Genomic DNA, 24,484 nt, shown 5'->3' on the forward strand with positions numbered 1-24,484 from the left:
ACGGGCACTGGCAGCGGACGCGCCGATTCCGTCAGACTGGACTCCGGACCGGCGGCGCTGCCGGACCGACGTAGGTGAGAGGACCTGAGAAACCCATGAGCAACGGCACCACCACAAGCGGGTTGACGTTCGACGTCCAGCCCTCGGCCTCGCGGCGGACCCCGGAGGAGCGAGAGGCGCTGCTGGGCGACCCCGGGTTCGGGAACGTGTTCACCGACCACATGGTGACCATCCGCTACACCGAGGGGAAGGGGTGGCACGACGCGCGGCTGGAGCCCTACGGGCCGCTGTCGCTCGACCCGGCCACCAAGGCACTGCACTACGCGCAGGAGATCTTCGAGGGGCTCAAGGCCTACCGGCACCCGGACGGCACGGCCGCGGCGTTCCGGCCCGAGGCCAACGCCGAGCGCATGAACCGCAGCGCACGGCGCATGGCCATGCCCGAGCTGCCCGAGGACCTGTTCGTGCGCTCCATCGAGCTGCTGCTGGAGCACGACGGGGACTGGATCCCCACCCAGAAGGACGCCAGCCTCTACCTGCGTCCCTACATGATCGCCACCGAGGTCGGCCTGGGCGTCAACGGCCCGTCGTCGACCTACCTGTTCGGGCTGATCGCCTCGCCGTCGGGGCCGTACTTCTCCGGGGGCGTCCGCCCGGTGACCGTGTGGCTGAGCGAGGACTACACCCGCGCCGCGCCCGGCGGGACCGGCGAGGCCAAGTTCGCGGGCAACTACGCCGCCAGCTTCCTGGCCCAGCGCCAGGCGGTCGAGCAGGGCTGCGACCAGTGCGTGTGGCTGGACGCGGTCGAGCACCGCTGGGTCGAGGAGATGGGCGGGATGAACCTGTTCTTCGTCTTCGGGTCCGGCGAGGACGCGCGCATCCTCACCCCGGGGCTGACCGGGACGCTGCTCCCCGGCATCACCCGAGACTCGCTGCTCAAGCTCGCGCCGGAGCTGGGCCTTCCCGCCGAGGAAGGGCGCATCTCCACCGACGAGTGGCGCCAGGGCGCGCTGAGCGGGGAGATCACCGAGGTGTTCGCGTGCGGCACCGCGGCGGTGATCACCCCGGTCGGGCACGTCAAGAGCGCCCACGGCGAGTTCACCGTCGGCGACGGCGAGCCGGGGCCGGTGACCATGCGGCTGCGCGAGGAGCTGGTGGCGCTGCAGTACGGCAAACGCCCCGACACCCACGGGTGGATCCGCACCTTCCCCAAGGCCTGAGGGGCCTCCACCGCCCGGCCCTGCTCCCGCCGGGACCTGCCGCACGACCAGCCACAGGACCGGCCACGACGTCCGGATCCGGGACATTGCGTCTCACATCCCGAGACATTCGGCGCGTGAACTCGGGCTTTTCCGCACCCCTGTGGCAGACTGGCAGCGTGCCGTCTCAGGTGATCATTATCGCCAGGCGCGCCGGCTGAAAACGGACCCCGCCGGCGCGCCGACCTCTCGTGTCCACGAGGGGTCTTTTTTATTGGCGGCGCACGGTCGGGCTCCGGCACCACGGGCAGCATCCGACTCGGGAGTACCACCGATGCCAGACGACAGCTTCCACGTCTTCGACACGACCCTGCGCGACGGCGCCCAGCGCGAGGGGGTCGCCCTGACCGTCGCCGACAAGCTCGCCATCGCGCGGCTGCTGGACGCCTTCGGCGTGGGCTTCGTCGAGGGCGGCTGGCCGGGGGCCAACCCCAAGGACACCGAGTTCTTCCGGCGGGCTTCACAAGAGCTCGACCTGGAGCACGCGCGGCTCACCGCGTTCGGCGCGACCCGCCGGCCGGGGGCCCACACGGCGGACGACCCACAGGTCGCCGCACTGCGCGACTCGGGTGCCCCCGTGGTGACGCTGGTGGCCAAGAGCGACGTCCGGCATGTGGAACGCGCGCTGCGCACCACGCCGGAGGAGAACCTGGCGATGATCGCCGACACGGTCGCGCACCTGCGGGCCGAGGGGCGGAGGGTCTTCGTCGACCTGGAGCACTTCTTCGACGGGTACCTGTACGACCCGTCCTACGCCCTGGAGGCGGTGCGGGCCGCCGCCGGGGCCGGGGCCGACGTGGCGGTGCTGTGCGACACCAACGGCGGCATGCTGCCCGCCGGGGTCGGCCGCGTCGTCGCCGAGGCCCTTGAGGCGACCGGCGCGCGGCTGGGCATGCACGCCCAGGACGACACCGGGTGCGCGGTCGCCAACACCCTGGCCGCGGTCGACGCCGGGGCCACCCATGTGCAGTGCACCGCCAACGGGTACGGGGAGCGGGTGGGCAACGCCGACCTGTTCTCGGTGGTGGCGGCGCTGGAGCTCAAGCACGGGCGCAAGGTGCTGCCGGAGGGGTGCCTGGCCGAGGCCTCCCGCGTCTCCACGGCCGTCGCCGAGCTGGTGAACATCGCACCGGCGACGCACCAGCCGTACGTGGGGGTGTCGGCGTTCGCGCACAAGGCGGGGCTGCACGCCTCGGCCATCAAGGTCGACCCGGACCTGTACCAGCACACCGACCCGGCCCTGGTCGGCAACGACATGCGGATGCTGGTCTCGGACATGGCCGGGCGGGCGTCGATCGAGCTGAAGGCCGAGGAGCTGGGCGTGGACCTGGGCGGCGACCGGGCCCCGGCGGCGCGGGCGGTCGAGCGCATCAAGGAGCTGGAGACCCGCGGGTACAGCTTCGAGGCCGCGGACGCCTCTCTCGAGCTGCTCCTGCGCGAAGAACTGGGCGAGGCGCCCGAGCTCTTCACCGCCGAATCGTGGCGGGTCATCACCGAGCGCCGCGCGGACGGGGTGGCCGTGAGCGAGGCGACCGTGAAGCTGCACGTCAAGGGTGAGCGGATGATCGCCACCGCGGAGGGCAACGGCCCGGTGAACGCGTTGGACCGGGCCCTGCGCCAGGCCGTGGAGGGGGTGTACCCCGAGCTGGGGGCGCTGCGTCTGGTGGACTACAAGGTCCGCATCCTGGAGGGCGGCGGCACCGGGGCGGTGACGCGGATCCTGGTCACCTTCGGCGACGGCCACAGCGAGTGGACGACGGTGGGCGTGGGAGAGAACGTGATCGACGCGTCGTGGACCGCACTGGAGCAGGCCGTGAGGTACGGGTTGATGCACCAGGGCCACAACGAGTAGGGGGCGCCCGGTCCCGGCCCGGCCCCGAGCCGGGACCGCTGCACCATGTGGCACCTGGGCCCAGGAGGCGTCCCCACCCCACCGCCCAGTTCTCTGGCTTGGTGCTGCCCCTTCGATCTCCACCGCAGCCACAGCATGCGACGAAGCAGCGTGGGCTCAGGAGGCATCCCCACCGCTCGTTGCAGTGGGTCGCCGCTGCTTGGCGGGCCCGCCCCACCCCGGCGGTGCGGCGCCGCGCTCCTCGGCGGGGCCGCTGCGGGGTATCGAGGCCGGTGCTTCCGCCTCCTGATCACCTTCTGGTGGTGATCCACGTTCGTTGGTCCAGGCCCCACCCTCACCGCCCGTTGCGTTGGGTCACCGCTGCTTGGCGGGCCCACCCCACCCCGGCGGTGCGGCGCCGCGCTCGCCGATGGGGCCGCTGTGGGCCGTCGGGGGTGGTGGTTCCACCTCCTGATCGCCTTATGGATGGTTCTTTCGCCGCGTTCGTTGGTCCAGGCCCCATCCCCACCGCTCGTTGCGTTGGGTTACCGCTGCTTGGCGGGCCCTCCCCACCCCGGCGGTGCGGTGCCGCGCTCCCCATTCGGCTGTCGAAAGTCCAGGCGGAGAGCAACGACGGATCAGCAGGCACCCCGCTCCGGCCTGCCTGCCGGGTGTCGGGCCGCCACGGTGCCGGGGAGGAGAGCGGCGACGGCAGGAGCAGGGCGGTTCCCCGGCGCTGCTCGCCGGGTGGCGGGCCTCTCCCGCTCCGGGAATGCGGCGCGGTCAGGGGCGGGTGGCCGCCCGCGTGTGGGTGTGTGAAGGCCGGTCCGCTCATCCTGTGTGGCGGAATCGCCACACGATCATGCGGAAAACGGCGATTTCACGACACAGGATGACCCTGCGCAGCCTCCGGGCCCGCGTTCTGGTCGGCCGAGGGGAGTGAGGGTGGTGGTTTCACCTCTTGATCGCCTCATGGACGGTTCTTCCACCACGTTCGTCGGTCCAGGAGGCATCCCCACCGCTCGTTGCTTTGGGTTGCCGCTGTTTGGCGGGCCCACCCCACCCCCAGTGGCGCGGCGTCGCGCTCCCCACCGGGGCGGCCGGGGGGGCTGGAGGCAGCGAAAAGCGACGGCACTGGGGCCGAGCTCAGGAGCTCCGCCGTCCTCGGTGCCATGACCGCCCCCTACCCAGTTCACTCATTGCGTTGTGGGGGAACGGTCATGCGCGAGGTGCAGAAGCGGTGACCGCTTCTCACCGGCCATTGGGCTCCGGGCTGGAGCGCTGGATCGGGCTGTGAGCAGGCAGCGCTCGGAGGCGGTCGGTCAGAGCGCGTGCCGCCGGTCCGGGAGCGGGGTCGGCGGCCAGGTCCGCATCGAGCGTGAGGAGGCGGCGCCGGGTGGTCTCGCGCAACGACTCGGCGGGCACCGTGTCGAGGATCTGGTCGGCGAGCGCCACCGCCCCGTCGGCGTCGCGGTCGGCGGCAGCCGCCCGCGCCAGGATCGCGGTTGCGGCGGCCCACCCGCCCGAACCGGTCCGCTTCAGCCTTCGGGCTGTCTCGGCGTGACTGCGTGCCTGCGCCGAGTCTCCGAGCGTCAGGTGGGCTTCGGCCAGGTGCTGGTGCAGCTCCGGCCGGTCGAACCCCCACCGGTTCCGAGGATCCTCGTCAGCGGCGTCCATGCTGCGCTGTGCCCGACGAGCCGCGTCCCGGGCCTCCCGCGCTCGTCCCATGCGAGCCAGTGGCCGCAGTTCGCACCAGGCCGCCATCTGCGCCTGCTGCAGCGGCCCGTCGGCAAGCTCGCTCGCCTGAACCGCCAGCTCTAAGGCATCGACGTCTCGCCCGCGGAAAGCGGTCATCATCGATTGCGCCCCCACGCTCCAACTCGCCAGACGGGCGTCACCGACCTCGGTCCCTAGACGGGCACCGGTGCCCAGGTGGATGAGCGCCCCCTCGTAGTCAGAGGCGGAGAAGACGAAGTCTCCCAGCAGCGCCGAGAGCCATCCCGCCAGAGTCCGCAGCTCCCTGCGGTCACGGTCGGGTTGGCGGTGAGCGAGCATGCCCACGACCAGGCCTCGGCACCGGTGGACCTCGGTGGCCATGAGGGTCGGCGCGTGGTCGCCATAATGGACCGCGAAGTAGTTCAGCGCCCTTCCGACCTGCTCACGCGCCTGGGGGCCGCCCGCGGGCCCCTCGACCTCCAAGTGCAGCGCGATGCTGTCGGTCACCGCGGTCAGCGGCGCGTGGTCGGCCATGGTGACTCCCTGGGCGCGCGGATGGCCACGACCGTACCAAGCAGTCCGGGGTGCGGTCAGGCCAAGGCGCGCGGGAGGGACGGCGAAGACCTCTATAAGCGCCTCGGCGTAGTCCGCGGAGGGGTGGACGCCGTTGTGCTCCCATCGGCAGATCCTCGCCTCGGAGAGCCCGGGGTCGGCCTGCCCTCGTGCCCGGATCGCCTCCACGACGGCGTCGGCGAGCTGGCGGCGGGTCCACCCGTAGGCGTGCCGGTGCGCCTCCAGCGGCCGCATCTGCGGCAGGCGTCGGACGATCTCAGCGGCGACGGCGTGCACGGTGCGCCCGGAGCGCTGGCCCTCGATGCGGATCTGTGCGGCGGCGCGGGCCAGCTCCGCGCGGCGCCGACGGCTGATCGTCGGCATGGGCTCCTCCGGCAGGGGGTGGTGCGAGGCTAGCCCGCGGCCACCGGCGAAGACATTGCCCCGCGGGGCAATGATGCCCTCACCCGGCGTCATTGAGCCCCGCGCATGTGGAGCCGTCTCCTGGGAGGTGTCCAGAAGGTTCGCCCTTGCTGAAGGAGGAGCCCCTGATGACCACCACCGGGACGGAGGCGGCCCGCACCGCCACCCGCGACCCCCGCGACTACGTCCCCGCCGACGTGTGGGACCGCGAGATCGCCCTGCTCATCCGCGACCACCCCTGGGACACCGTCATGGCGAACAGGTGCTTCGGCCAGGCCGTGGCCTACTTGATCACCGCCATGGAGAAGCACGGCCGACACCTCGGGCTCGGCTGCGGCCCCCTGATCGACACCGCCGTGCACGGCTTCATCCTCGACACCGTCAACTACCGCGAGTTCTGCCACCGCCACTTCGGCGGCCTCCTGGAGCACACCCCCGAGATCGAATTCAAGTACGACGGGTCCGTCATGAAGACCGCCCATGTCATCGAGAACAACGGGTTCGTCGTCGACTGGCCCTTGTGGGAGCGCGACGGCGCCAAGTGCACTCCCTGCCACCCCGGCTCCAACTGCCACTGATCCCCTGACTGCGGGGCCCGAGCACACCGCTCGGGCCCCGTTGCCGTGTTCACCGGCGATCATGGGGCGCCCGGCGCTACCGTGTCGGCCACCGCGCAGCCGCCACACGGACACCGGAGACCATGAGTACACGCATTGACCCCGCGCAGACCGTCAGCCCCGCCGGTTACTGGGACCGCTACGGCAATGGCCAGGCTGACATCGAGTCGCCCGAAGAAGCGCTGAAGAACGCCTTCGGCTGGTGCCAGTACGAGGGCCACGGCCCTGGCGATGAACTGCTCGGTGAACCCCTTACCGCGCTGGAGCTGGGGTTCGGGCGGGGAAACGCCGTTGCCGTCCTGGCGGCCAAAGGGATCGCCGCCTCGGGAGTGGACGTATCCCCGGTGCAGCGGGAACGAGCCACCGCACGGTGGGCCCACCTGCCGAACGCGGAGTTCACCTGCTCTGACGCCGTTGACTTCCTCGCGGGAGCGGACGGGCGGCGCTGGGAGGCCATCTACTCCATCTGGGGCGCGGTGTGGTTCACCGACCCGGGGCGGCTGCTGCCCCTCATCTTCGACCGCCTAGAGCCGGGCGGACGGCTCGTCTTCTCCCACGCACCGCCGGTTCCCGGGGCCTATGGCGCGCAGGGCATGTACGGGGCAGGGTTCACAGGACGGCCGGTGTGGTTGTACAGGTGGGCCTACGAACCCGAGCAGTGGGCCGACATCATGACCGGACATGGCTTCACCGATGTGGACGTTCGCGTCCACCCCGCCCCCGACTCCGAGTTGTTGGGCACCCTGATCGCCGTCGCCCGGCGTCCTCCACGTGGCACGGGGAAGTAGGGCGGCTTCCTGCCGTGGTGGTGTGGACCGCTGGCTGCTGCGCCTGCTCGATGAGGCACGCACGGATACGGCCTGACCGCAGGACGGGGAGATTCCCGTGGTGGCCGTCCACCTGGGGCCGGGGTCGCTCTTGCGTGCAGTGACGGCATGGCGCCACGTGTAGCGCGCCGGGCCTGTCATGACCAGTAGGCCGCCCGGCGCGAGCGGCACCGCCGTCTTCGTTCCCCCTTCGGGATCGGTGAAGTCCATGGGGACCCGACCCCACACTCATGGAATACGACTTCATGTCGCACAACACCGGTCGTCGTAGGGCTGGGCCGCCTCGGGCCGGAACACGACGGGCTTGGACCCGGTCTTGAGCGTGGTGGAGGAGTCGCGGACCCTCTTGATCACGTGTTGCGCGGCCTGCGCTCCGCGTCCCCGCGCCTTGAGCTCGGCGAAGGCGTACTCCCGCAGCGTGGCGGTGCGGGCGTGGCCGTGCCGAGCGGGCGACGCCGGTGGTAGTAGCCGACCAGCGCCACCGTGAGGGAAAGCCCCCAGAGCGGGAAGAGCACCCAGGCGAGGCCGTCGACGCCCCAGTAGTCCCACCCACTGACCTCCAGGCCCCATGCCTGGGCCGCGCTCACCTGGCCGGGAATGTGGACCCCCAGGCGCCCGAGCAGCATCCCCCGGCCGAAGGACCAGACCGCCAGCGCCGCCGAACCGCCCAGGCCGAGCGGCAACCAGAGGGGCACGGGGCGGCCGCCCAGCGCGGGCAGCCACCGCGGGAAGACCCGGCCCCAAGGGCGGAGCAGACCGGAGGTGAGGAGCGCCCCGGTGAGAGCCATGCCGGCGAGGATGGGCTCGATCCACACGTTCTCCGGCTGGGTGAGCAGGAGCCAGTCGACGAACGGCTCCGGGGCACCGACGCCCCAGCCGCGGGACCAGCACAGCCGGATGACCGCGTAGGGTACCGGCGCCAGCATGGCGATGTACGTCGCGACCCGCCCGACCCGCTCCCAGGCGGTGGACACGGCGGCGGCGCGCGCCACTCCCGCTGCGGACCGATCGGCCGTACGGCGGGCCATCCCCACCGTGGTCACCAGGAAGCCGGCGGCTGCGAAGGGAGTGGTCATCTGGAAGAGGGTCGGCCAGTCGGCATCGAACCACGGCGCGATGCTCAGGCCCAACGGCGGCAGCAGGAACACGGCGCGGCCGTCGAGTACCGGCGCCACGAGGGTGCAGGAGAAGGTGACCCCCGCAATGATCAGGCATCTTCTCCCGATCGCGGACAGCGGCCGTCGGCTCTCCAACCGCCATGCCAGCAAGAGTCCGATGAGGCCGGTCGCGGCGATCACGGGGCCACCGGCCGACGCCTCCAGGGCCGCGAGGAGGGATGCCGAGTCGGGAGCGCCCGGGTCCGTGCGTCCGAAGGGGAAGCCGGCACCGCCGGCGGTCCAGTAGACGCCCATGACGGTCACGTAGGCCGACCATGCGACCGCGATGGGGCCGGCCAGGGGCGCGGTCCTCGGAGGCACGGTGGACGTTGTCGCAGTCATGTTCACGACCCTGTCGGCGTCCTCCCATTTCCCGGTCTCCGTCGAACGCCGGAGATCCGATCGCCTTCGGCACGGCACTCTGCCGAAAGACGGATGGGATCCGTCCGCTCACCGGCCGAGAGTGAAGACATGAGCACTCGACATCTGGCCGCGGTCGCCGTCGCCTGCCTCGCTGCCGCGGCCTCGATCCTGATCCTCCCGGGACGGCCTGAAGCGGTGTGGCGCGAACCCTTCAGCCCCGGTCTCATCGACCCCACAGGGCCCGAAGCGGTCGGAGTCCGGTACACCCGCCTCGACACCGGAGCGGACGACCCGTGGCGGCCGGGCGACTCGCGCGTCGTCATGGCCGACATCCGCTATCCGGCCGCCGACGGGGAGCATCCGCTCCGCCACTACGGGCGGTCCCAGCACATGGCCGAGCTCGCGATGCTCGCGTGGTCGCCGGACCACGAGGAGCGGCTCGGACTGCGGTCGGGCGAGGTCAACTGGCTGTTCACCACGCACGCCCACCGGTACGCGCCGCCGCGGCACGGATCCTTCCCGGTGGTCGTGATGGGCGCGCCGCCGGACGGCATGCGCAGCTCCCTCACCGCGCTCGCCGAGGACCTGGCCAGCCACGGCTTCGTCGTCGTGACGGTGGACCATCCCTACGACGCGCCGTACGTCGAGCTCTGGCCGACCCGCGAGCTCGTCGAATCGACGGATGCGCCTCGCCGGCTCGAGGAGGAGCAGAGGCACTCCGCGAGGCAGGCGGATCTCGCCGCAGTGGCCGGCCAGGTGAGGGAACTCGATGACGAGGTCGCACCCGTGATGGCCCTGGAGTGCACGATCGTGGTGTCGGACGACCTGGCCCGGCGGGCGGCATCGCTCACCGACGATCCGATGGTCGAGGCACAGATCGCCGCGCGGTATCCCCGGGTGAACGACGCCCTCGGCGATTCTCTCCCAAGTGAAGCCGCCGCCGAGGATCGGTTCCGAACCGGCAGCGCAGGCTTCCGTGCCGCACTGACCCGACAGGTCACACGGGGTGGGGACTGCCCGTCGCCGCGCTCGACGGAGGTCGAACGGTGATTCCCCGCATGCTCGCGCCACCGAGGCCGGTCATGGCCGCTGCGTGGTGCTCGACTTACGCGGTCCTTCACATCTGGTGGGCCGTCGTGGGCGACCCCGGCTTCTTCGCCGACGGATCCCCTGACGGTTGCGCGAGGCTGTGCGGCGAGTCTCCGCTGCCGGGGGGATGGTTGCCGGTCGTGCCGTCTGGCGCCGCGGCCGCCGGGGCCGCCGGCCTGGCCGTGTCCCGGGGGCGTCGACCAAGGCAGGCCCCGCGTTGGCCGTGGGTCGGCCTGGCAGGGCTCGGCGGTGCCGGGATGATCGGCTACTGCATGCTGTTCTGGATCGGACTCGCCATGGCGCTGCTGATCCCGTTCGGTGTGCCGATGAGCGGCGCGGAGGTGGGCCTGCTCCTCGTGCGGGGTTGGGGGGTGATCGGCGGCGCGCTCGCCGTTTCGACCGCGCTCGGCGAGTTCCGCGGGCGACGACCGCGGCGACCCCGCCCCGGACGTTCCGCGACCACCCCGTGGTGGGGTTTCGCCGGCGGCTACCTGGTCCTCGCGGGCACCAGCGCGCGCGCCCTGCCGTATCTGCCGTCGTTGATCGATACCTGGTCCGGGGAGAGTGTCGGCTTCCGGGTGTTCGTCGTGCTCTTGTTGACGTCGGGCACCGTGCTGCCGATGGCGCTGGTGCACCGCTGGGGCCGGATCTGGCCCCGTTGGACCGGGCCTCTGGCCGGACGCGACGTCCCCCGGTGGCTGGTGCTCGGCCCCGGGCTCTTCATGGGGGCCGGACTCGTCGCCTACTTCGGCATCGGCGGGTTCGGGGCGATCGTCACCGGCTTGCAGCCGATCGATCGCCCCGTCGTGCTCATGGTCGGCGGGTACACGGCATGGGGGCTCGGACTCCTGGTCGCATCGACCTCCTACGCCCGCCTGACCGGCGGTTCCGGCCGCGGATCCGCGTATACGCTGAGGTGATGCCCGTCCGTTCCGTGCTGTTCCTCGGGGTCGCTCTGCTGGCGGTGCCGGGCGCGTTCGCGCTCCACGATCAAGCCGGGCCGGTCGGCATCTCCGCGGCCGTAGCGGTGTGCTCGGTGATGGCGGTGATCGTGAGCTGGCCGGTCGGCCGGAGACATCTCCATCGTGTCGCGGTCGCGGCGGGGGGTGTCTCGCTTGCCGTCACGGCGTACGCTTCCATCACCGACACCGTGGTCTACGGGCCCGGGATCAACATCGCGCCGGCCGAGTTGATCGCCCTCTACCTGTTGTTGGCGGCCGTAGCGCGCTGGATGGACCCGCTCCGGTCGGCAGTGGCCTCCGGGGCCGTCGTGTGGATCGCCTGTGTCGCATGGACGCTGCGGCTGCTCGACTACGCACCGCCTCCGGAGCCGGAGCTCAGCCCGTGGCCGATCACGTCCGTGAGTGACCTCTTCATCGTCATCGGACACTTCGCCGCGTCGGCGTTCTTCCCGAGCCTCGCCGTGCTCGCCGGTGGTGTACCGCGCCACCTCGCTCACCGCAGGGCTGAGCTGATAGCCGCAGTGCGCCGCGACCAGCGGCTGGAGCTCGCCCAGGATCTTCACGACTACGTGGCACACGACCTGACCGGCATCGTGGCGCAGGCCCAGTCGGCGCAGTTCGCCCGACCCGACGATGCCGAGCACCTCCGGGGTGCCCTCGCCCGGATCGAGGAAGTGGGCACCGCCGCACTCGACACGATGGACGGGTTCGTCCAGGGGCTGCACGAGGACAATGCCGCGCCACTGTCGACGCGCGGGATCTCCGACGTTCCACGACTCGTGGAACGGTTTCGGGTCGAGCGCCCACCGGACGCCCCGGTTCGGGTCGAGTTCGACGATGACCTGTCGGCACGAACCTCCCGGGAGGTCCAGGCCGCGGCATACCGCGTCGTGGTCGAGGGCCTGACCAACGTACGCCGCCACGGCGCTCCCGGTCGTCCGGTCACGGTCCGCGTCGGGTGTGCACCGGACGGCACCCTGTCCGTGCTGGTCCTGAACGAGGTCCCACCCGTTTCCCGCCCGCCCGGCTGGAAGCCGCCCTCCCGGGGCGGGACCGGCCTGGTCACGCTCGAGGAGCGGCTGCAGGCGGTCGGCGGCCGGCTCGAGGCCGGGCGCGACGACGAGGGGCGGTGGCGGCTGGAGGCCACACTGCCCGCGACCGACCCAAGGAGTGACTCGTGACGACGCCTCGGACACGCGTGGTGATCGCCGACGACCAGCGCGACATCCGCAGCTCGTTCCGGCTGGTCATCGACTCGCAACCGGACATGCGCGTGATCGGTGAGGCCGCCGACGGAGCGGGAGCCCTTGACACGGTGCGTCATCTGGTGCCCGATGTGGTGTTGATGGACGTCCGGATGCCGGAGATGGACGGTCTCGAAGTCACCCGTACGCTGATGGCGGACGAGCGCACCGCGGCGTGCAAGGTGATCGTCGTGACCACCTTCGACCTCGACGAGTACGTCGCCGAGGCGCTGGCGATCGGAGCGTGCGGCTTCCTGCTGAAACGGTCCGGGCCCACCCTGCTCACCGAGGCGGTCAGGGCAGCGGTCAACGGCGACATGCTGGTCAGCCCGCAGATCACGGTTCGGCTCCTCCGCCACACCGCGGTCTCGCGGAATGCGGCCTCCCGCGCATCCGTGGCGGCGTTGAGCACCCGGGAGTGCGAGGTCGCCCGGCTCGTCGCACACGGTCGGACCAATGCGGACATCGCCGAGGAGCTGTACATCTCGACCGGAACGGTCAAGACCCACATCTCCAACATGGTCGCCAAGCTCGGTGTACGCAACCGCGTCGGAATCGCCGCCTGGGCATGGGAGCACGGGATCGCACGACCCTCGGACTAGAGTCTGTCGGTCGTGACCTCTTGGAGGATCGTGGGCCCCTCGGCGGGCGGACAATCTCCGTCGCCGCGTCGGCGACGCCGACCGCTTGCGGGTCCTCGGCCCGCCTGGTTGGGTGGCGGCGGTCCTGTTTCGGGTTCTCCTCGGCTCCGAAGGCGGCGCGATGGCACACGGCGAGGTCCGGCTCACCACCACCGCGAGCGGCCATCCGGCCTGGCTGGTCAGCGACCACGGCACGGTGCGGCGGCTGCTCACCGATCCGCGCCTGGACGTCTACCACGAGGATCCGGCGGGCGCGCCGCGCTGCTTCGCGTCCGGCCCCTTCGGCCCGCCGCAGCAGTGGACGCCCGACGCCGCGGAGGACCACCTGCGGATGCGGAGGCTGGTCGGCCGCTCGATGTCCGCGCGCCGGCTCGCGGGCCTGCGGCCGCGGATCCAGGAGATCGTGGACGGCCTGCTCGACGACCTCGCCGCGGCCCCGCGGCACGCCGACTTCCACCGCCTGGTGTCGGCTCCGCTGCCGCCGCTGGTGCTGCGCGAGCTGTTCGGCGTCCCCGACGACGAGGGCGGGGATTTCGACGGATGGCTGCACGACGCGATCAGCGACCACGATCCCGACCGGATGGTGCGCGGGATCACCGGCCTTTCGCCGTACGTCGCAACGCTCGTGCGGCGGCGGATCGCCGAGCCGCGTGGTGATGTGCCGACCGATCTCGCGGCCGCGCACACCGAGGACCCCGAACACTGGACGATGGAGCGGCTGACCGGGGCGGCCTGCCTGATCCTGCTCGCGGGCGTGGGTCCGACGATGGACGCGATCGACGACTCGCTGGTGAGGCTGTCGGCCGACGCCGACCAGTGGGCCGCGGTGCGCGAGTCCCCCGAGCTGGTCGAGAACGCCGTGGAGGAGCTGCTCCGGCTCTCGGCGATCACGGCCGCCGGAACACGGACGCCGTTCGGGATTCCCCGCTGGGCCGGCACCGACGTCACCGTCGACGGGACCACGATCCGGAAAGGTGAGCTGGTGCTGCTCGACATTCACGCGGCAAGCCATGATGAGCGGCACATCGCCGAGCCGGACCGGCTCGACGTGCACCGAACCGGAAAGACCCCGCTGATCTTCGGCGCCGGTGCGCATTATTGTCTGGGCGCGCCGCTGGCCCGCATGCAGCTGTGCATTCTCTTCCGCACCCTGATCGGGCGTTTTCCGGCCATGCGCCTCGCCGTGCCGGCGGGCGGGATCCGGTCCCGCGATCCCAGGCTCGCGGTCGGCTCGACCGGGCTTCCGGTGGCCTGGTAGCGCCTGACCTGGAGGCGCCCGCCCCGGGCCCGTCGCGCCCCCGCGCGCCGGACATGTGGGGCAATTTTCCGGTATTGACGAATCGTCCGCATCTCGCTTACGCTCCCGCCCAACGCTGGATCCTGCAGCATGCGAGGTCCGGCGGCCCGCAGGCGGCGGTTCGAGGGGCGGAGGGGGGCTGAGAAAGGCGTTCCGCGCTTTCCTTGGCGCATTATGTTCCCGTGCCATCGAATGCCGCGCCCTTCGCGGCCGATCGGTATCCCATCCTTTCTTTCCAAGCGCGGCGTGCGGTTGCCAGAGAGTGCCGGCAAAAGGAGTGGTCAATGCAGTCCCCTGACAGCCCGGACCAAGTGGACTTCGAGGTCGACGACCTGCCCATGGACGTGTTCTCGCTGACGTCGAAGGGCCTCACCGTCGAGTCCCTGACCGCCGGACACGGTCTCCCGGAGAACGGCGCGTCGTGCTGCAGCCTGGATCAGGGCTCCTGCTGCTCCTGTTCCTGATGACGACCCGCGCGTGATCCGCCCACGCCGGTGGGGTCGGCAGCGGCCCCACCGGCGTGGGCTCCCAGGCTCCCAGCAGGAGAGGGACGAGAGCCGACTTGCCAGCAACCGATCCCGGTCCGCACCGCGGCCTGCCCGGTGCGGCGGCCCCGCCCGCCGTCCGCATCGCAGGCCTCCCGCTGTCCGCGCTCTCCGAGCTGAGATGCACCGAGTCGCTCGCGCTGCTCGACGCGTGCCGCGCCGATCACGAGCGGCTCACCGAGCGGGGCGCACTGCTGTCGGACGAGCTGTACCCGGTGATCGGCGGCCTGAGCGATCCGGCCGCGAGGCCCGGACTCGTGGGCCTGCGCCGGGCCGTGTTCCAGACCCGGGTGCCCGGCGGACGCGAGTGGAACGACGACATCGCGGCGCTGCTGCCGGACGGGCTGCGCGACCGGGTCGAGGACTGGGTGACCCGCCTGCGCGCCCACCACGCGCACCTCGCCGACGCGCACGACATGCTCGAGGCGGAGACCCGCGCGGCCCGGAACCGGCTTCGGGACGTCACCGCGGACCCGCTGTTCCTGCACGCGCTCTCCCTGTCCAGCCCGTCGCTGTACGCGGTGCTGCGGAAATGGCAGGCCGACCCCGGGCGCCGACCGCGGCGAAAGAGCATCGGCCGGCTGGTGAAGTACGTCGCGCGCGCAGCCGCGAAGACCAGTCCCTACAGCACGTTCACGATCAGCGGCCTCGGCCGGTGGACCGATCGGCCGGCGACGCGCTACCCGGATCCCGGCGAGGCGCGGGTGCTGCTCGAAACCGACCGGCTCGTCTTCGAGCGGGTCCGCGACGCGCTCGCGCACGACCCGCGGCTGACGGGCGAGCTCGCCGTACGGGTGAATCCGAGCGCGTCCGAACGCGACGGCGTGGTGCGGTTCCTCGCGCCGAGCCGGGACGAGCCGATCGTCTCTCTCCCCGCGTCGGCGACGGTTGCCGCGGTCCTCCGGGCCGTCGGTGAGCACGGGCCGCTCACGGTCTCGGAGCTGTGCGCGCACCTCGGCCGCTCGGGCGGGAACCCCGACGCGATCCGCCGGTACATCGACAAGCTCCGCGCGGGCGGGCTGTTGGAAGCGCAGATGCCGGTCGCCGACCAGGCGGAGCGGCCGTTCGCGAAGCTGGCCGACTGGCTTGAAGGCGTCGCGCCGGACGGGTTCGACGCGTGCCGGAAGCTGGCGGGCACGCTCGACATCGAACTGAGCCGGACGGTCCCGCCCGCCGACCTCGACGCCGGCACGGCCCGGGCGCGCGCGGTCCGTGACACCGTCGCCGCGCTCACCGACGCCGTACGGGAGGCGACCGGGGCCGCGGCGGCCGCGGAGGAGCGGCCCGAGGACCGGATCACCCTGCACGAGAACGCCGTCCACACCGGCGTACCCGCGGAGTGCGCGCTGCCGGAGTGGCGGTCGGCGCTGGACGACCTCGACGTCGTCCGCCGCTGGTTGGCCGTCCACGACCCGGTCGCGCCGCTGCGGTTGGTGCTCGGCTCGTTCCTGGCCGCGCGGTTCGGGCCCGGCTGCCGCCTGCCGGTGGTCGACCTGCAGCGCGCGATCCACGAGGAGATCGACGGAGGCGGGCCGTACGCCGACGAGCTGCGGGCCGCGATGGAGCTCGCGTTCACCACGAACCCGCTGCTGCGCCGGTCCAGCGGGCTGGACCGGGTGCGTGAGCTCTACCGTCTGCAGGACACGGCCGCGCGCGCCCTGCTCACCGAGGGCGGGAGCGGCGGCGAAGTGTACGCCGACCCCGCGCGGATCGCCGCGATGGCCGACGGCTGGCCCGCCTGGATCCGGCCGCCGCGCTCGCTGATGTGCTTCGTCCAGCGACTGCCCGGCCGTACCACCGGCGACCCCGCCCACCTGGTGCTGAACGCCGCCGCCACCGGCTTCGGCCGCGGCCGCAACCGGCTGTGCCGCCAGCTGGAGACGGCCGGTGCCCAGCCGGAACCGATCGGCGTCACCGCCGCCGAGGACGGCGCGCTGACCGTCGAGCTCGCGGGCGCGTTCGGATCGGGGCTGAACCGGAAACGGCCGACCGCCGACCGGGAGCTCGACTACCCCGGCGTGGTGACCGCCGCCCCGGAACACGCGCGGGTCGCTCCGCACGATCTGGTCGTCACCCTCGACGCCGAGCGGGAGCTGCCCCGGCTGGAGTCGGAGTCGCTCGGCCGCCCGCTGACGCCGCTGCACCTGGGAACGATGGCCGACTCGCTGCTGCCCCCGGTCGCCCGCCTGCTCACGCACGTGTTCGGCGGCAGCTACCTCAAGCACCCCGCGGTCACGCTGTTGAGCGACCTGGCCGAGACCGGGGTCCCGGACCGGCTCGTCCACCAGCCGCGGCTGCGGTTGGGCCACGTCGTCCTCCGCCGCGCCAGTTGGCTGGTGCCCGCCGGCCACGCCCCGGTCCGCGGCCCGGGGGAGCGCCCGGCCGACCACCTCTACCGGCTGCTCGGCTGGCTGCACGAGCACGGCATGCCGCGCACCTGCTTCGTCCGCGCGCTCGGCGCCGCGCTGTTCGACCAGGAGCTGGCCGCGGAATCGCTGCCCTACTGGGCGTTCCGGAAGTCCCGCAAGCCGCTGTACGTCGACGCCGCGAACGTCTTCCTGGTCGAGCTGTTCGACCAGTTGGCGGCCGACCCGGACACCGCCGTACTCCTGATCGAGGAGGCGCTGCCGGAGCCGGGCGACGCGCCGACCGCGTACGACGGGGAGCAGCGGGTCGCCGAGTTCATCGTGGAGATCCCCGAGCGAGACCCCGAGCGAGACTCCGAACGGGGCGCCGATGGCTGAGCACACCGAGGCCGACTGGGTCGCGGCGCACGTCTTCTACCACGACCGGCTCGATCCCCTGCTGGTCGATGCCGTCGCGCCGTTGGCCGCCGAGCTGCGGGAGCGCGGGCTCGCCGACGAGTGGTTCTTCCTGCGCTACTGGGACGGCGGGCCGCACCTGCGGTTCCGGGTCCTGCCCCGGGACGCGTCCGCGCGCGCCGAGGTCGGGGAACTGGTGCGCGGCCGGTTCGAGCGGTACCTCGCCGCGCGTCCGGCCGCCGACCGGATGGAGCAGGCGGACTACCAGCGCTCGGCGGCCCAGATCGCCGGTTGGGAAGGGCTTGAGGCGTACGCCGAACTGCGCCCCAACAACTCCGTCGAGTTCCGGCCCTACGTGCGCGAGCGGCACCGGTTCGGCACCGGGGCGGCGATGGCGGCGGTCGAGCGGCACTTCGCCGAGTCCAGCCGGTTGGCGCTGCGGCTGCTCGCGGGAGGTCTGGACGCCGATCAGCGGTTCACCGCGGCGTACTCGCTGCTGGTGCTCGCCTGGTTGAGCTTCCGCGACGATCCGGCGTGGCGGTCCGCATGGGCGGAGATGGACACCCGCATCCCGATCGGCGGCGAACTGGATCCGGCGGAGCTGGAACGGCGATGGCAGCGGCAGCGGCCCACGCTGACCGCGCTGACCGGTCGGCTGCGGGCGGTGGCCGGGCGGCAGGGGCGCGGCGACCTCGCCGACTGGACGGGGTCCATCGACCGGCTGAAGCGGGTGCTGACCGCCGAGGCCGCGGCCGGCCGGTTCGTCCCCCCGGCCCAGGCGTGGGAGGGCGCCGGTCCGCTGCCGCCCGGTACGCCGGTCAGCGTGCTGCCCGTCATCGACATCTGCGCGCACCTGTTCTGCAACCGGATCGGGCTGTCGCTGGCCGACGAGAGCTATGTCCGCGTGCTCGCGATGCGCGCGGTGCGCGACACAGAGGGGGAAGAGGGGGAGAGGCATGCCGTGGCGGGCGATTCACGTCTACTACCATGACGACGACCGGGACCGGCTGATCCTGGAGGGGGTCCGTCCGCTGTTCGAGCGGCTCGCCGAGGACGTGCCCGAGGCCTACTTCGTCCCGCACTGGCGGCTCGGTCCGCACCTGCGCCTGCACGTGCGCGCCGACGACGCGACCTACGACCGGCTGGTGCTGCCCGCCACCGACGAGATCGTGGGCGGGTTCCTGCGCGCGCACCCCTCCACGACCGAGCTGGATCCGGCCGCGATCCTCCCGCTGCACGAGCGGTTGGCGGCCCTCGAAGGAGAGCACGGCCCCCTGGGCCCGTGGCCGCCGAACAACACGATCGTCCCCGAGACGTACGACGAGCGCCTGCAGGTGCACGACAACGTCGACACCGCCGAGATGCTGGCCCGCTTCTACGTCGCCACCACGCCGCTGACCTTCGACGTGCTCGCCGCCACCCCGAACCCCGCGCAGCGGCGGCGGCTCGCGTTCGCGCTGCTGCTCGCAACGGTGGAGGCGTTCTCCGCCGACGGGCTGGAGCGGGACTTCGTGACGTTCCGCTCGCACACGGAGGCGTTCCTGCACGCGGCGCCCGGTGGTGCGGAGAGCCGTCGCGAGTGGGACGCGCAGTACGCCCGCAACGCCGACCACTTCGCCGCCGAGCTCACCGAGGTGCTGGCCACCCTCGACGGCACCCGCACGTCGGTGCCGTTCGTCCGCCGCTGGGTGGACACGCTGCGCCCGATCGAGGCGGCGGTCCGCACCCTGCTCGAGGAGGGCCGCCTCTACCTGCCGTCGGTGGAGCCCCGCAAGTTCGAGGACCTGTCCAGCGACTTCCACCGCGCGCTGGTCGCCAACCCCGCGGCGATGGAGCGGATGCGCGGCGACGACTTCTCGGTCTTCCGGCAGCTGATCAACTACGCCTACCTCCAACTGACCCGGCTCGGGATCAGCCCCATCGAACGCCACGCCCTCTGCCACTTCGCGGCGAACACCGCCGAGCGCCACTACGGCAGGACGTCCGTCGAGGTGATCTCCGGGGGCGGCGGATGAGCGGCGCCGTCGCCGAGCTGTTCACCCTGCGCACCGGCGTGCACGCGGCGACCTCGGAGTCCGGCCGGGTGCACCTGGTCCGCTGGCCGCGCGTCGAGCCGCTCGGCGCCCTGTCCCCCGAGCAGCGGAGCGCGCTGGACCGCCTGTCCGGTGGGCGATGCGGCCTCGAAGAGCTCGACGAGCTCGACGGCACCGGGCTGGTGGACCGGCTGCGGCACACCGGTTGGCTGCGCGTCACCGTCGCCGCCTCCGGCGCCCCGCTCTACACGTTGGAGCCGCTGCGCGCGCCCGGGCGGGATCGTCCGGCCCCGCCGTCGCCCGCGCGCCTGTCCCGCCATGCCGTGCTGGCACCGGACGCCGGTGAGCTGGTGCTCGCGGTGCCCGGCGCGGCCCACGACGTACGCCTGCACGACCCGCGGGCGGTCGCGATCGTGAGCCGGCTGGCAGGGGGCGCCGACGCGGCCGAGCTGGACAAGGACCTCGACGCCGCCGTCGTCGGCCGGTTCCTCGACGACCTCGCGCACGCCGGCGTCCTCGATGCGGAGGCCGACCACGCGCCCGACGACTTGCGGCTGCGGCAGTGGAGCCCGCACGAGCTGTGGTTCCACACGCACAGCAGGCTGGGCGGGCGGCGGACGCTCGGCGAGGACATCGGCAAGACGGCGCGGTTCGAGGGCGTCGCCGACCCGCTTCCCCCGCTGCGCAGGCCGGCCGGGCCGGGCATCGAGCTGTACCGCCCCGACCTCGATGCCCTGCGCGCGACCGACCCGCCGCTGACCGCGGTGCTGGAGGACCGGACCTCCGAGCGCGCGTACGACGACGAGCATCCGCTCTCCGAACGGCAGCTGGCCGAGTTCCTGTACCGGTGCGCGAGCACCCGGGCGAAGGTCAAGCAGGACGGCACGGAGTTCCTGGGGCGGCCGTACCCGTCCGGCGGAGCGTCCTACGAACTGGAGCTGTACCCCCTGGTCCGCCGGGTGGACGGGCTCGATCCGGGCCTGTACCGGTACGACCAGGACGGCCACCGGTTGGAGCGCGTCGCCGCCGACCCGGCCGCGCTGCGCCGGATCACCGGGGTCAACCAGGCGCTGCAGGGCATCCCCGCGCCGCCGCAGGTGCTGATGCTGGTCACCGCGCGGTTCGGGCGGGTGATGTGGAAGTACGAGGCGTTCGGTTACGCGCTGATCCTCAAGCACGTCGGCGTGCTGTTCCAGGTGATGTACCTGGCGGCCACCGCGATGGGGCTGGCGGCGTGCGCGGTCGGCACCGGCGACTCCGAGGAGTTCGCCGCCGCCACCGGCATCGACCCGCTGGCCGAGGGCACGGTCGGGGAGTTCATGCTCGGCACCCGGCCCGGCACGGATCGGAGCCGCGCATGAGGCTGGTGCTGCGCCACGACGTCTACCGCGCGACCACGCCGACCGGGCTGGCCTTCCTGACCCACCACGGGCCGGTGTCGTTCGAGGGCACCTCGATCGCGGCGTGGCTGGATCGGCTGGAGCCCTTCCTGGACGGGCGGTTCGGCCTCGAGGACCTGGCCGCCCGGCTGGACGAACGGCACCGGCCGATGCTGGAGCGGGTCGTGGGAGCGCTGGTCGAGGCGGGGGTACTGCGCGAACTGGAGGAGGGGCCCTCCGTCGGGGGTGCCACCCCGGAGGAGCGCTACCTCGGGTACTTCCGCGAGTCCCCGGACGCCGCGTTCCGTGACCACCGGCGGCGCACGGTCCTCGTGGTCGGCGAGGGCCCGTTGGCGGGCGCCGTCGCCTGGGCCTGCGAGCGGTCCGGAGCCGCGAGCGTCGTCTCGGCGGACGCCGAGCCGCCCGACGGGGACGCCAGCGACATCGTGCTGCTGGTCTCCGACGGGCTGGACCTCCCGCCGGCGCGCCGGGTGCGTGAACGCCGCGCCGGTTCGCTGCTCGGGTACGCCGCGCACCTGGGCGACCGCGCCGTCCTCGGCCCGGTCGCGAGCGCGGCCGTGGACGGGGCCAGTGGCTGGCGACGGCTGGCGGCGCTGCGGCCCGAGCCCGTACCCGCGGGCGCCCCTCCGCCGCCCGCCGAGCACCTCACGGTGATCGCGAACCAGCTGGTGCAGCGGGTGTTCCGGGCCGCCACCGGCCTCGCCGACGATGCCGAGCGCGACCGGCTGACGAGCATCCGGTACGCCGACCTGGAGACCGCCCACCACGCCTTCCTGTCGCACCCGCTGGAGCTCCCGCCGCCCGCGGGCCCGCCCCCGCCCGGCGACGGCGCGGCGCCGACCGGGGAACGGCTGACCGAGGACGAGCTGTCCCGGCGCACCGCTCCCTTGGTCGACGACCACACCGGCGTGTTCGCCGAGATCGCCCAGCGCGGCTACGCGCAGTTCCCCGTGCACGTCAGTGAGGCCGTGGTCGCCGATCCGATGGCGCTCGCCGGTGGTCCGGTGCGCGTGGTCGGCGCGGGGCCGGACTTCGCGGCGGCCCGCTACGACGCCGCGCTGCGCGGATACGCGGTCTACGGCTCGCTCGCGGTGGACCCGCGCCGACTGTCGGGCGGGACGGTGCGCGGCGTCCGGCTCCTCGACGGTACTCCGCGGGACGTGCCCGCACGGCAGGCGTTCCCCGTGCTGGACGGCGCGGTCCGGACCTGGCCGGTGCTCGGCGCCGCCGCCGGATACAGCTGGGAACACGCGGTCGAGAAGGGGTTGCTGGACCACTGCCGCGCGCTGGCCGTCGCCGCCCTCCGCTCCGTGCGCGAGCCGCTGCCGTCGCTCGCGCTGGACGACATGGAGCTGGACCCGCTCGGCGACCGCTACCGCGCGCTGCTGCACGCCACCGGCGACCCGGTCACCGTGCTCGACCTCGGCGGGCTGCTCGGCGTACCGGGTGTGCTGGTCCGCTCGGGCCCACGCGGCACCGTCGGCGTCTGCGCCGTCGGCACGTCGATCGGCGCGGCGCTCCGGGACGCGCTCGAGCAGTCGCTGCTCGGCTACCAGTCCAGGCGGCACGCCGAACCGGCGTACGCGCCGCCCACCCTGGACCCGCTGCCGCCGCACCTGAGCGGCCCGTTCCGTCGCGGGCCGGACGACGCCCCGCTGACGCTCGACCGGCTCTCCGCCGCGGTGGCGGCCACCGGGCACGATCCGGTCGTCGTGCCGCTCGACCACGATCCCGAGGTGATCCGACGGATGCCGAACCTGCTGCAGGTGGTGCTGGCCGATGGCTGACTCCCCAGGGGTACGCGTCGAGGGCACCGGCCTGCTGGCCGCGGCCGTGACCGGCGCGGTCCGCGTGTCGGCGGCCCCGGAGCCCCCGGAGCTCGCCGCCTCGGTCAGCGACTGCTGGCGCGACGGCGAGGAGCTGCGGCGGTGGGCCCGAGACCACGGGGTGCCGTGGCTCCCGGTGCGCACCGAGCTCGGCACCGTGGTCGTCGGCCCGCTCGAGCGGCCCGGCGCAGGCGGCTGTCTGCGGTGTGCGCAGGCGCGGCGGCACCGGGCGACCACCGATCCGGACGGCACGCTCGCCGCGTTCACCGCGCACCGCGACACGCTGGCCGCCACCCCGTCGACGCTGCTGACCCCGCTCGCCGCCGACACCGTGGCCGCACTGGTCGCCGCCGAAGCCGCGCGGGTGGCCTCCGGTGCGGTCCCGCGCACCGCGGAGGCGTTCCTGCGCGTCGACCTGCGCACGCTCGAAGTGACCCGGCATCCGTTCCTGCCCGACCCGCACTGCCCGGACTGCGCGGAGCCCCCCGACGTCCCCCCGGTCGGACCCGGCGGGCCGGCCGCGCCGCGACCGCGGCCGAAGCCGGACCCGCACACCTACCGGCTGCGCCCCGACCTCGACCCCGCCGACCTGCGCGCCCACTTCGTGGAGCCCGAGGCCGGCCTGATCCGCGAGCTGCAGTACGGAACGACGGCCGGGATGGCGCTGGTACGGGCGCCGATGCGGCTGCGCGATCACCACCGGTCCAAGCGCACCGAGTCCGGCTACGGGCGGACCCGCGACTTCCGGACCAGCGAGACGGTCGCGATCTGCGAGGCGCTGGAACGGTACGGCGGGCTGCGGCAGGGCGACCGGCCCGAGGTGGTGCGCGCGAGTTACCACGAGGTCGCCGAGCGGGCGATCGACGTCTCGGCGATCGGCCTGCACCCGCCGGAGTCCTACGCTCGGGAGGGCTTCCGCTGCACGCCGTTCGACCCCGGCCGGGAGTACGGCTGGGTGCAGGGGTACTCGTTCGCCCGGCGCGGACCGGTCCTGGTCCCCGAACGGCTGGCCTACTACGGCATCGGCGAGGAGTCCGGCCACGATCCGATGTTCGTGCTCGAGTCGTCCAACGGCGGCGCCACCGGGAGCTGCCTGGAGGAGGCGATCCTGCACGGCCTGCTCGAGGTGCTGGAGCGGGACGCGTTCCTGCTGACGTGGTACGCGCGACTGCCGGTCCCCAAGGTCGATCCCTTCTCGGCGGCCGACCGCACGATCCCCTTGCTGGTCGAGCAGATCCGGCACGAGCAGGGCTACGCGGTGTCGCTGTACGACACGACGCTCGACCACGGTGTCCCCAGCGTGTGGGCGATGGCGGTCCGGTCGGACGACGACGAGAGCCGACCGCGGGTGTCCTGCGCGGCCGGCGCGCACCTGCAGCCGGAGCGGGCCGTGCTGGGCGCGCTCGCCGAGCTCGGCCCGATCCTGGACGGGCTGATCGGCACCTACCCCGGGGAGGCCGAGCGGGTCGGGGCGATGGTGGCGGATTCGGCGCAGGTGCAGCAGATGGCCGACCACGGTCTGCTGTACGCCGACTCCCGGGTGTTCGACCGTCTGCGGTTCCTTACCGGACCCACACCGCGTCCCGGCGTGCCGATCGACGCGTCGTTCGGCACGCGGACGTGGCCGTCGATCGCCGGTGCCGACCTGACCGAGGACCTGCACGCGCTGACCGGACGGCTGCTGGCCGACGGGCTGGACGTGGTCGCCGTGGACCAGACCGCGTCGGAGCACCGCCGCGCCGGGTTGAGCTGCGTGAAGGTGCTCGTGCCCGGGATGCTGCCGATGACGTTCGGGCACGCCTACCGCCGGATCCACGGGCTGCCCCGCCTGCGCGACGTGCCTTTCCGGTTGGGCTACACGCCCCGCCCACTGGAGGATGCGGACCTCAACCCGTTCCCGCATCCGTTCCCCTGACCGCCACCGACGCCGGAGTACGCCG

At 72.9% G+C, this 24,484-nt stretch carries 18 protein-coding genes; 16 read left to right on the forward strand and 2 right to left on the reverse strand.

Features of this window, described 5'->3' with window-relative positions:
* Nucleotides 1-95: 95 nt before the first annotated feature.
* Both O4U47_RS07550 and cimA read left to right on the forward strand, forming a co-directional pair.
* On the forward strand, nt 96-1,220 hold the full coding sequence (locus O4U47_RS07550; RefSeq protein ID WP_270676901.1) for a branched-chain amino acid aminotransferase: 1,125 nt from the start codon (nt 96-98) through the stop codon (nt 1,218-1,220).
* 313 nt (nt 1,221-1,533) lie between these two features.
* Entirely contained in the window at nt 1,534-3,111 is a 1,578-nt protein-coding gene (gene cimA / locus O4U47_RS07555) for a citramalate synthase (RefSeq protein WP_270676902.1), read from the forward strand.
* 1,230 nt (nt 3,112-4,341) lie between these two features.
* Here cimA and O4U47_RS07560 read toward each other — a convergent pair.
* Nucleotides 4,342-5,742: a helix-turn-helix domain-containing protein gene (locus O4U47_RS07560; RefSeq protein WP_270676903.1), complete on the reverse strand. Its 1,401-nt coding sequence runs from the start codon at nt 5,740-5,742 to the stop codon at nt 4,342-4,344.
* 167 nt (nt 5,743-5,909) lie between these two features.
* Here O4U47_RS07560 and O4U47_RS07565 point away from each other — a divergent pair, with 167 nt between their 5' ends.
* On the forward strand, nt 5,910-6,359 hold the full coding sequence (locus O4U47_RS07565; RefSeq protein ID WP_270676904.1) for a glycine-rich domain-containing protein: 450 nt from the start codon (nt 5,910-5,912) through the stop codon (nt 6,357-6,359).
* Nucleotides 6,360-6,481: 122 nt separating this feature from the next.
* On the forward strand, nt 6,482-7,186 hold the full coding sequence (locus O4U47_RS07570) for a class I SAM-dependent methyltransferase (RefSeq protein WP_270676905.1): 705 nt from the start codon (nt 6,482-6,484) through the stop codon (nt 7,184-7,186).
* A 389-nt stretch (nt 7,187-7,575) separates the two neighbouring features.
* Here O4U47_RS07570 and O4U47_RS07575 read toward each other — a convergent pair whose 3' ends face one another.
* Nucleotides 7,576-8,724, reverse strand: coding sequence for a hypothetical protein (locus tag O4U47_RS07575; RefSeq protein WP_270676906.1), 1,149 nt, complete (start codon nt 8,722-8,724; stop codon nt 7,576-7,578).
* A gap of 129 nt (nt 8,725-8,853) precedes the next feature.
* Here O4U47_RS07575 and O4U47_RS07580 point away from each other — a divergent pair, with 129 nt between their 5' ends.
* The 12 genes from O4U47_RS07580 (at nt 8,854) to O4U47_RS07635 (ending at nt 24,459) form a co-directional block, all read left to right on the forward strand.
* Nucleotides 8,854-9,795: a hypothetical protein gene (locus tag O4U47_RS07580; RefSeq protein ID WP_270676907.1), complete on the forward strand. Its 942-nt coding sequence runs from the start codon at nt 8,854-8,856 to the stop codon at nt 9,793-9,795.
* Between the two features lie 296 nt (nt 9,796-10,091).
* Nucleotides 10,092-10,754: a hypothetical protein gene (locus O4U47_RS07585; RefSeq protein ID WP_270676908.1), complete on the forward strand. Its 663-nt coding sequence runs from the start codon at nt 10,092-10,094 to the stop codon at nt 10,752-10,754.
* Complete coding sequence (locus tag O4U47_RS07590) at nt 10,754-11,977, forward strand: sensor histidine kinase (protein ID WP_270676909.1); 1,224 nt, start codon at nt 10,754-10,756, stop codon at nt 11,975-11,977. Before O4U47_RS07585 ends, O4U47_RS07590 begins: the two co-directional genes overlap by 1 nt.
* Nucleotides 11,974-12,642 carry a response regulator gene (locus O4U47_RS07595; protein ID WP_270676910.1) on the forward strand — a complete coding sequence of 223 codons (669 nt, stop codon included), beginning with the start codon at nt 11,974-11,976 and terminating at the stop codon, nt 12,640-12,642. The genes O4U47_RS07590 and O4U47_RS07595 overlap by 4 nt, the downstream gene beginning before the upstream one ends.
* A 112-nt stretch (nt 12,643-12,754) precedes the next feature.
* The gene (locus O4U47_RS07600; protein WP_270676911.1) at nt 12,755-13,939 is read left to right on the forward strand and encodes a cytochrome P450; all 1,185 of its coding nucleotides are present in this window, start codon (nt 12,755-12,757) and stop codon (nt 13,937-13,939) included.
* 323 nt (nt 13,940-14,262) lie between these two features.
* Nucleotides 14,263-14,442: a thiomuracin/GE37468 family thiazolyl RiPP peptide gene (locus tag O4U47_RS07605; RefSeq protein WP_017625652.1), complete on the forward strand. Its 180-nt coding sequence runs from the start codon at nt 14,263-14,265 to the stop codon at nt 14,440-14,442.
* A gap of 98 nt (nt 14,443-14,540) precedes the next feature.
* The gene (locus O4U47_RS07610) at nt 14,541-17,267 is read left to right on the forward strand and encodes a lantibiotic dehydratase (protein ID WP_270676912.1); all 2,727 of its coding nucleotides are present in this window, start codon (nt 14,541-14,543) and stop codon (nt 17,265-17,267) included.
* Nucleotides 17,260-18,276, forward strand: coding sequence for a thiopeptide-type bacteriocin biosynthesis protein (locus tag O4U47_RS07615; protein WP_270676913.1), 1,017 nt, complete (start codon nt 17,260-17,262; stop codon nt 18,274-18,276). Before O4U47_RS07610 ends, O4U47_RS07615 begins: the two co-directional genes overlap by 8 nt.
* A complete protein-coding gene (locus O4U47_RS07620) occupies nt 18,242-19,300 on the forward strand; it encodes a thiopeptide maturation pyridine synthase (protein WP_270676914.1) in 1,059 nt (352 codons plus the stop codon). Before O4U47_RS07615 ends, O4U47_RS07620 begins: the two co-directional genes overlap by 35 nt.
* Nucleotides 19,297-20,679 carry a SagB/ThcOx family dehydrogenase gene (locus tag O4U47_RS07625; RefSeq protein WP_270676915.1) on the forward strand — a complete coding sequence of 461 codons (1,383 nt, stop codon included), beginning with the start codon at nt 19,297-19,299 and terminating at the stop codon, nt 20,677-20,679. The genes O4U47_RS07620 and O4U47_RS07625 overlap by 4 nt, the downstream gene beginning before the upstream one ends.
* Nucleotides 20,676-22,505: a hypothetical protein gene (locus O4U47_RS07630; protein ID WP_270676916.1), complete on the forward strand. Its 1,830-nt coding sequence runs from the start codon at nt 20,676-20,678 to the stop codon at nt 22,503-22,505. The genes O4U47_RS07625 and O4U47_RS07630 overlap by 4 nt, the downstream gene beginning before the upstream one ends.
* Entirely contained in the window at nt 22,498-24,459 is a 1,962-nt protein-coding gene (locus O4U47_RS07635; RefSeq protein WP_270676917.1) for a TOMM precursor leader peptide-binding protein, read from the forward strand. The genes O4U47_RS07630 and O4U47_RS07635 overlap by 8 nt, the downstream gene beginning before the upstream one ends.
* The last annotated feature ends 25 nt before the right edge of the window (nt 24,460-24,484 follow it).

This window comes from Nocardiopsis suaedae, assembly GCF_027706745.1.
In the GTDB taxonomy this organism is placed as follows: Bacteria; Actinomycetota; Actinomycetes; order Streptosporangiales; family Streptosporangiaceae; genus Nocardiopsis_A; species Nocardiopsis_A suaedae.

Bases quoted from the DNA above. Each gene is read 5' to 3' on its own strand.
- O4U47_RS07630 (WP_270676916.1), top strand. From the start codon at position 20,676: ATGAGGCTGGTGCTGCGCCACGACGTCTACCGCGCGACCACGCCGACC.
- O4U47_RS07620 (WP_270676914.1), top strand. From the start codon at position 18,242: ATGCCGTGGCGGGCGATTCACGTCTACTACCATGACGACGACCGGGAC.
- O4U47_RS07575 (WP_270676906.1), bottom strand. From the start codon at position 8,724: ATGACTGCGACAACGTCCACCGTGCCTCCGAGGACCGCGCCCCTGGCC.
- O4U47_RS07550 (WP_270676901.1), top strand. From the start codon at position 96: ATGAGCAACGGCACCACCACAAGCGGGTTGACGTTCGACGTCCAGCCC.
- O4U47_RS07565 (WP_270676904.1), top strand. From the start codon at position 5,910: ATGACCACCACCGGGACGGAGGCGGCCCGCACCGCCACCCGCGACCCC.
- O4U47_RS07570 (WP_270676905.1), top strand. From the start codon at position 6,482: ATGAGTACACGCATTGACCCCGCGCAGACCGTCAGCCCCGCCGGTTAC.
- O4U47_RS07635 (WP_270676917.1), top strand. From the start codon at position 22,498: ATGGCTGACTCCCCAGGGGTACGCGTCGAGGGCACCGGCCTGCTGGCC.
- O4U47_RS07580 (WP_270676907.1), top strand. From the start codon at position 8,854: ATGAGCACTCGACATCTGGCCGCGGTCGCCGTCGCCTGCCTCGCTGCC.
- O4U47_RS07615 (WP_270676913.1), top strand. From the start codon at position 17,260: ATGGCTGAGCACACCGAGGCCGACTGGGTCGCGGCGCACGTCTTCTAC.
- cimA (WP_270676902.1), top strand. From the start codon at position 1,534: ATGCCAGACGACAGCTTCCACGTCTTCGACACGACCCTGCGCGACGGC.
- O4U47_RS07585 (WP_270676908.1), top strand. From the start codon at position 10,092: ATGATCGGCTACTGCATGCTGTTCTGGATCGGACTCGCCATGGCGCTG.
- O4U47_RS07625 (WP_270676915.1), top strand. From the start codon at position 19,297: ATGAGCGGCGCCGTCGCCGAGCTGTTCACCCTGCGCACCGGCGTGCAC.
- O4U47_RS07590 (WP_270676909.1), top strand. From the start codon at position 10,754: ATGCCCGTCCGTTCCGTGCTGTTCCTCGGGGTCGCTCTGCTGGCGGTG.
- O4U47_RS07605 (WP_017625652.1), top strand. From the start codon at position 14,263: ATGCAGTCCCCTGACAGCCCGGACCAAGTGGACTTCGAGGTCGACGAC.
- O4U47_RS07560 (WP_270676903.1), bottom strand. From the start codon at position 5,742: ATGCCGACGATCAGCCGTCGGCGCCGCGCGGAGCTGGCCCGCGCCGCC.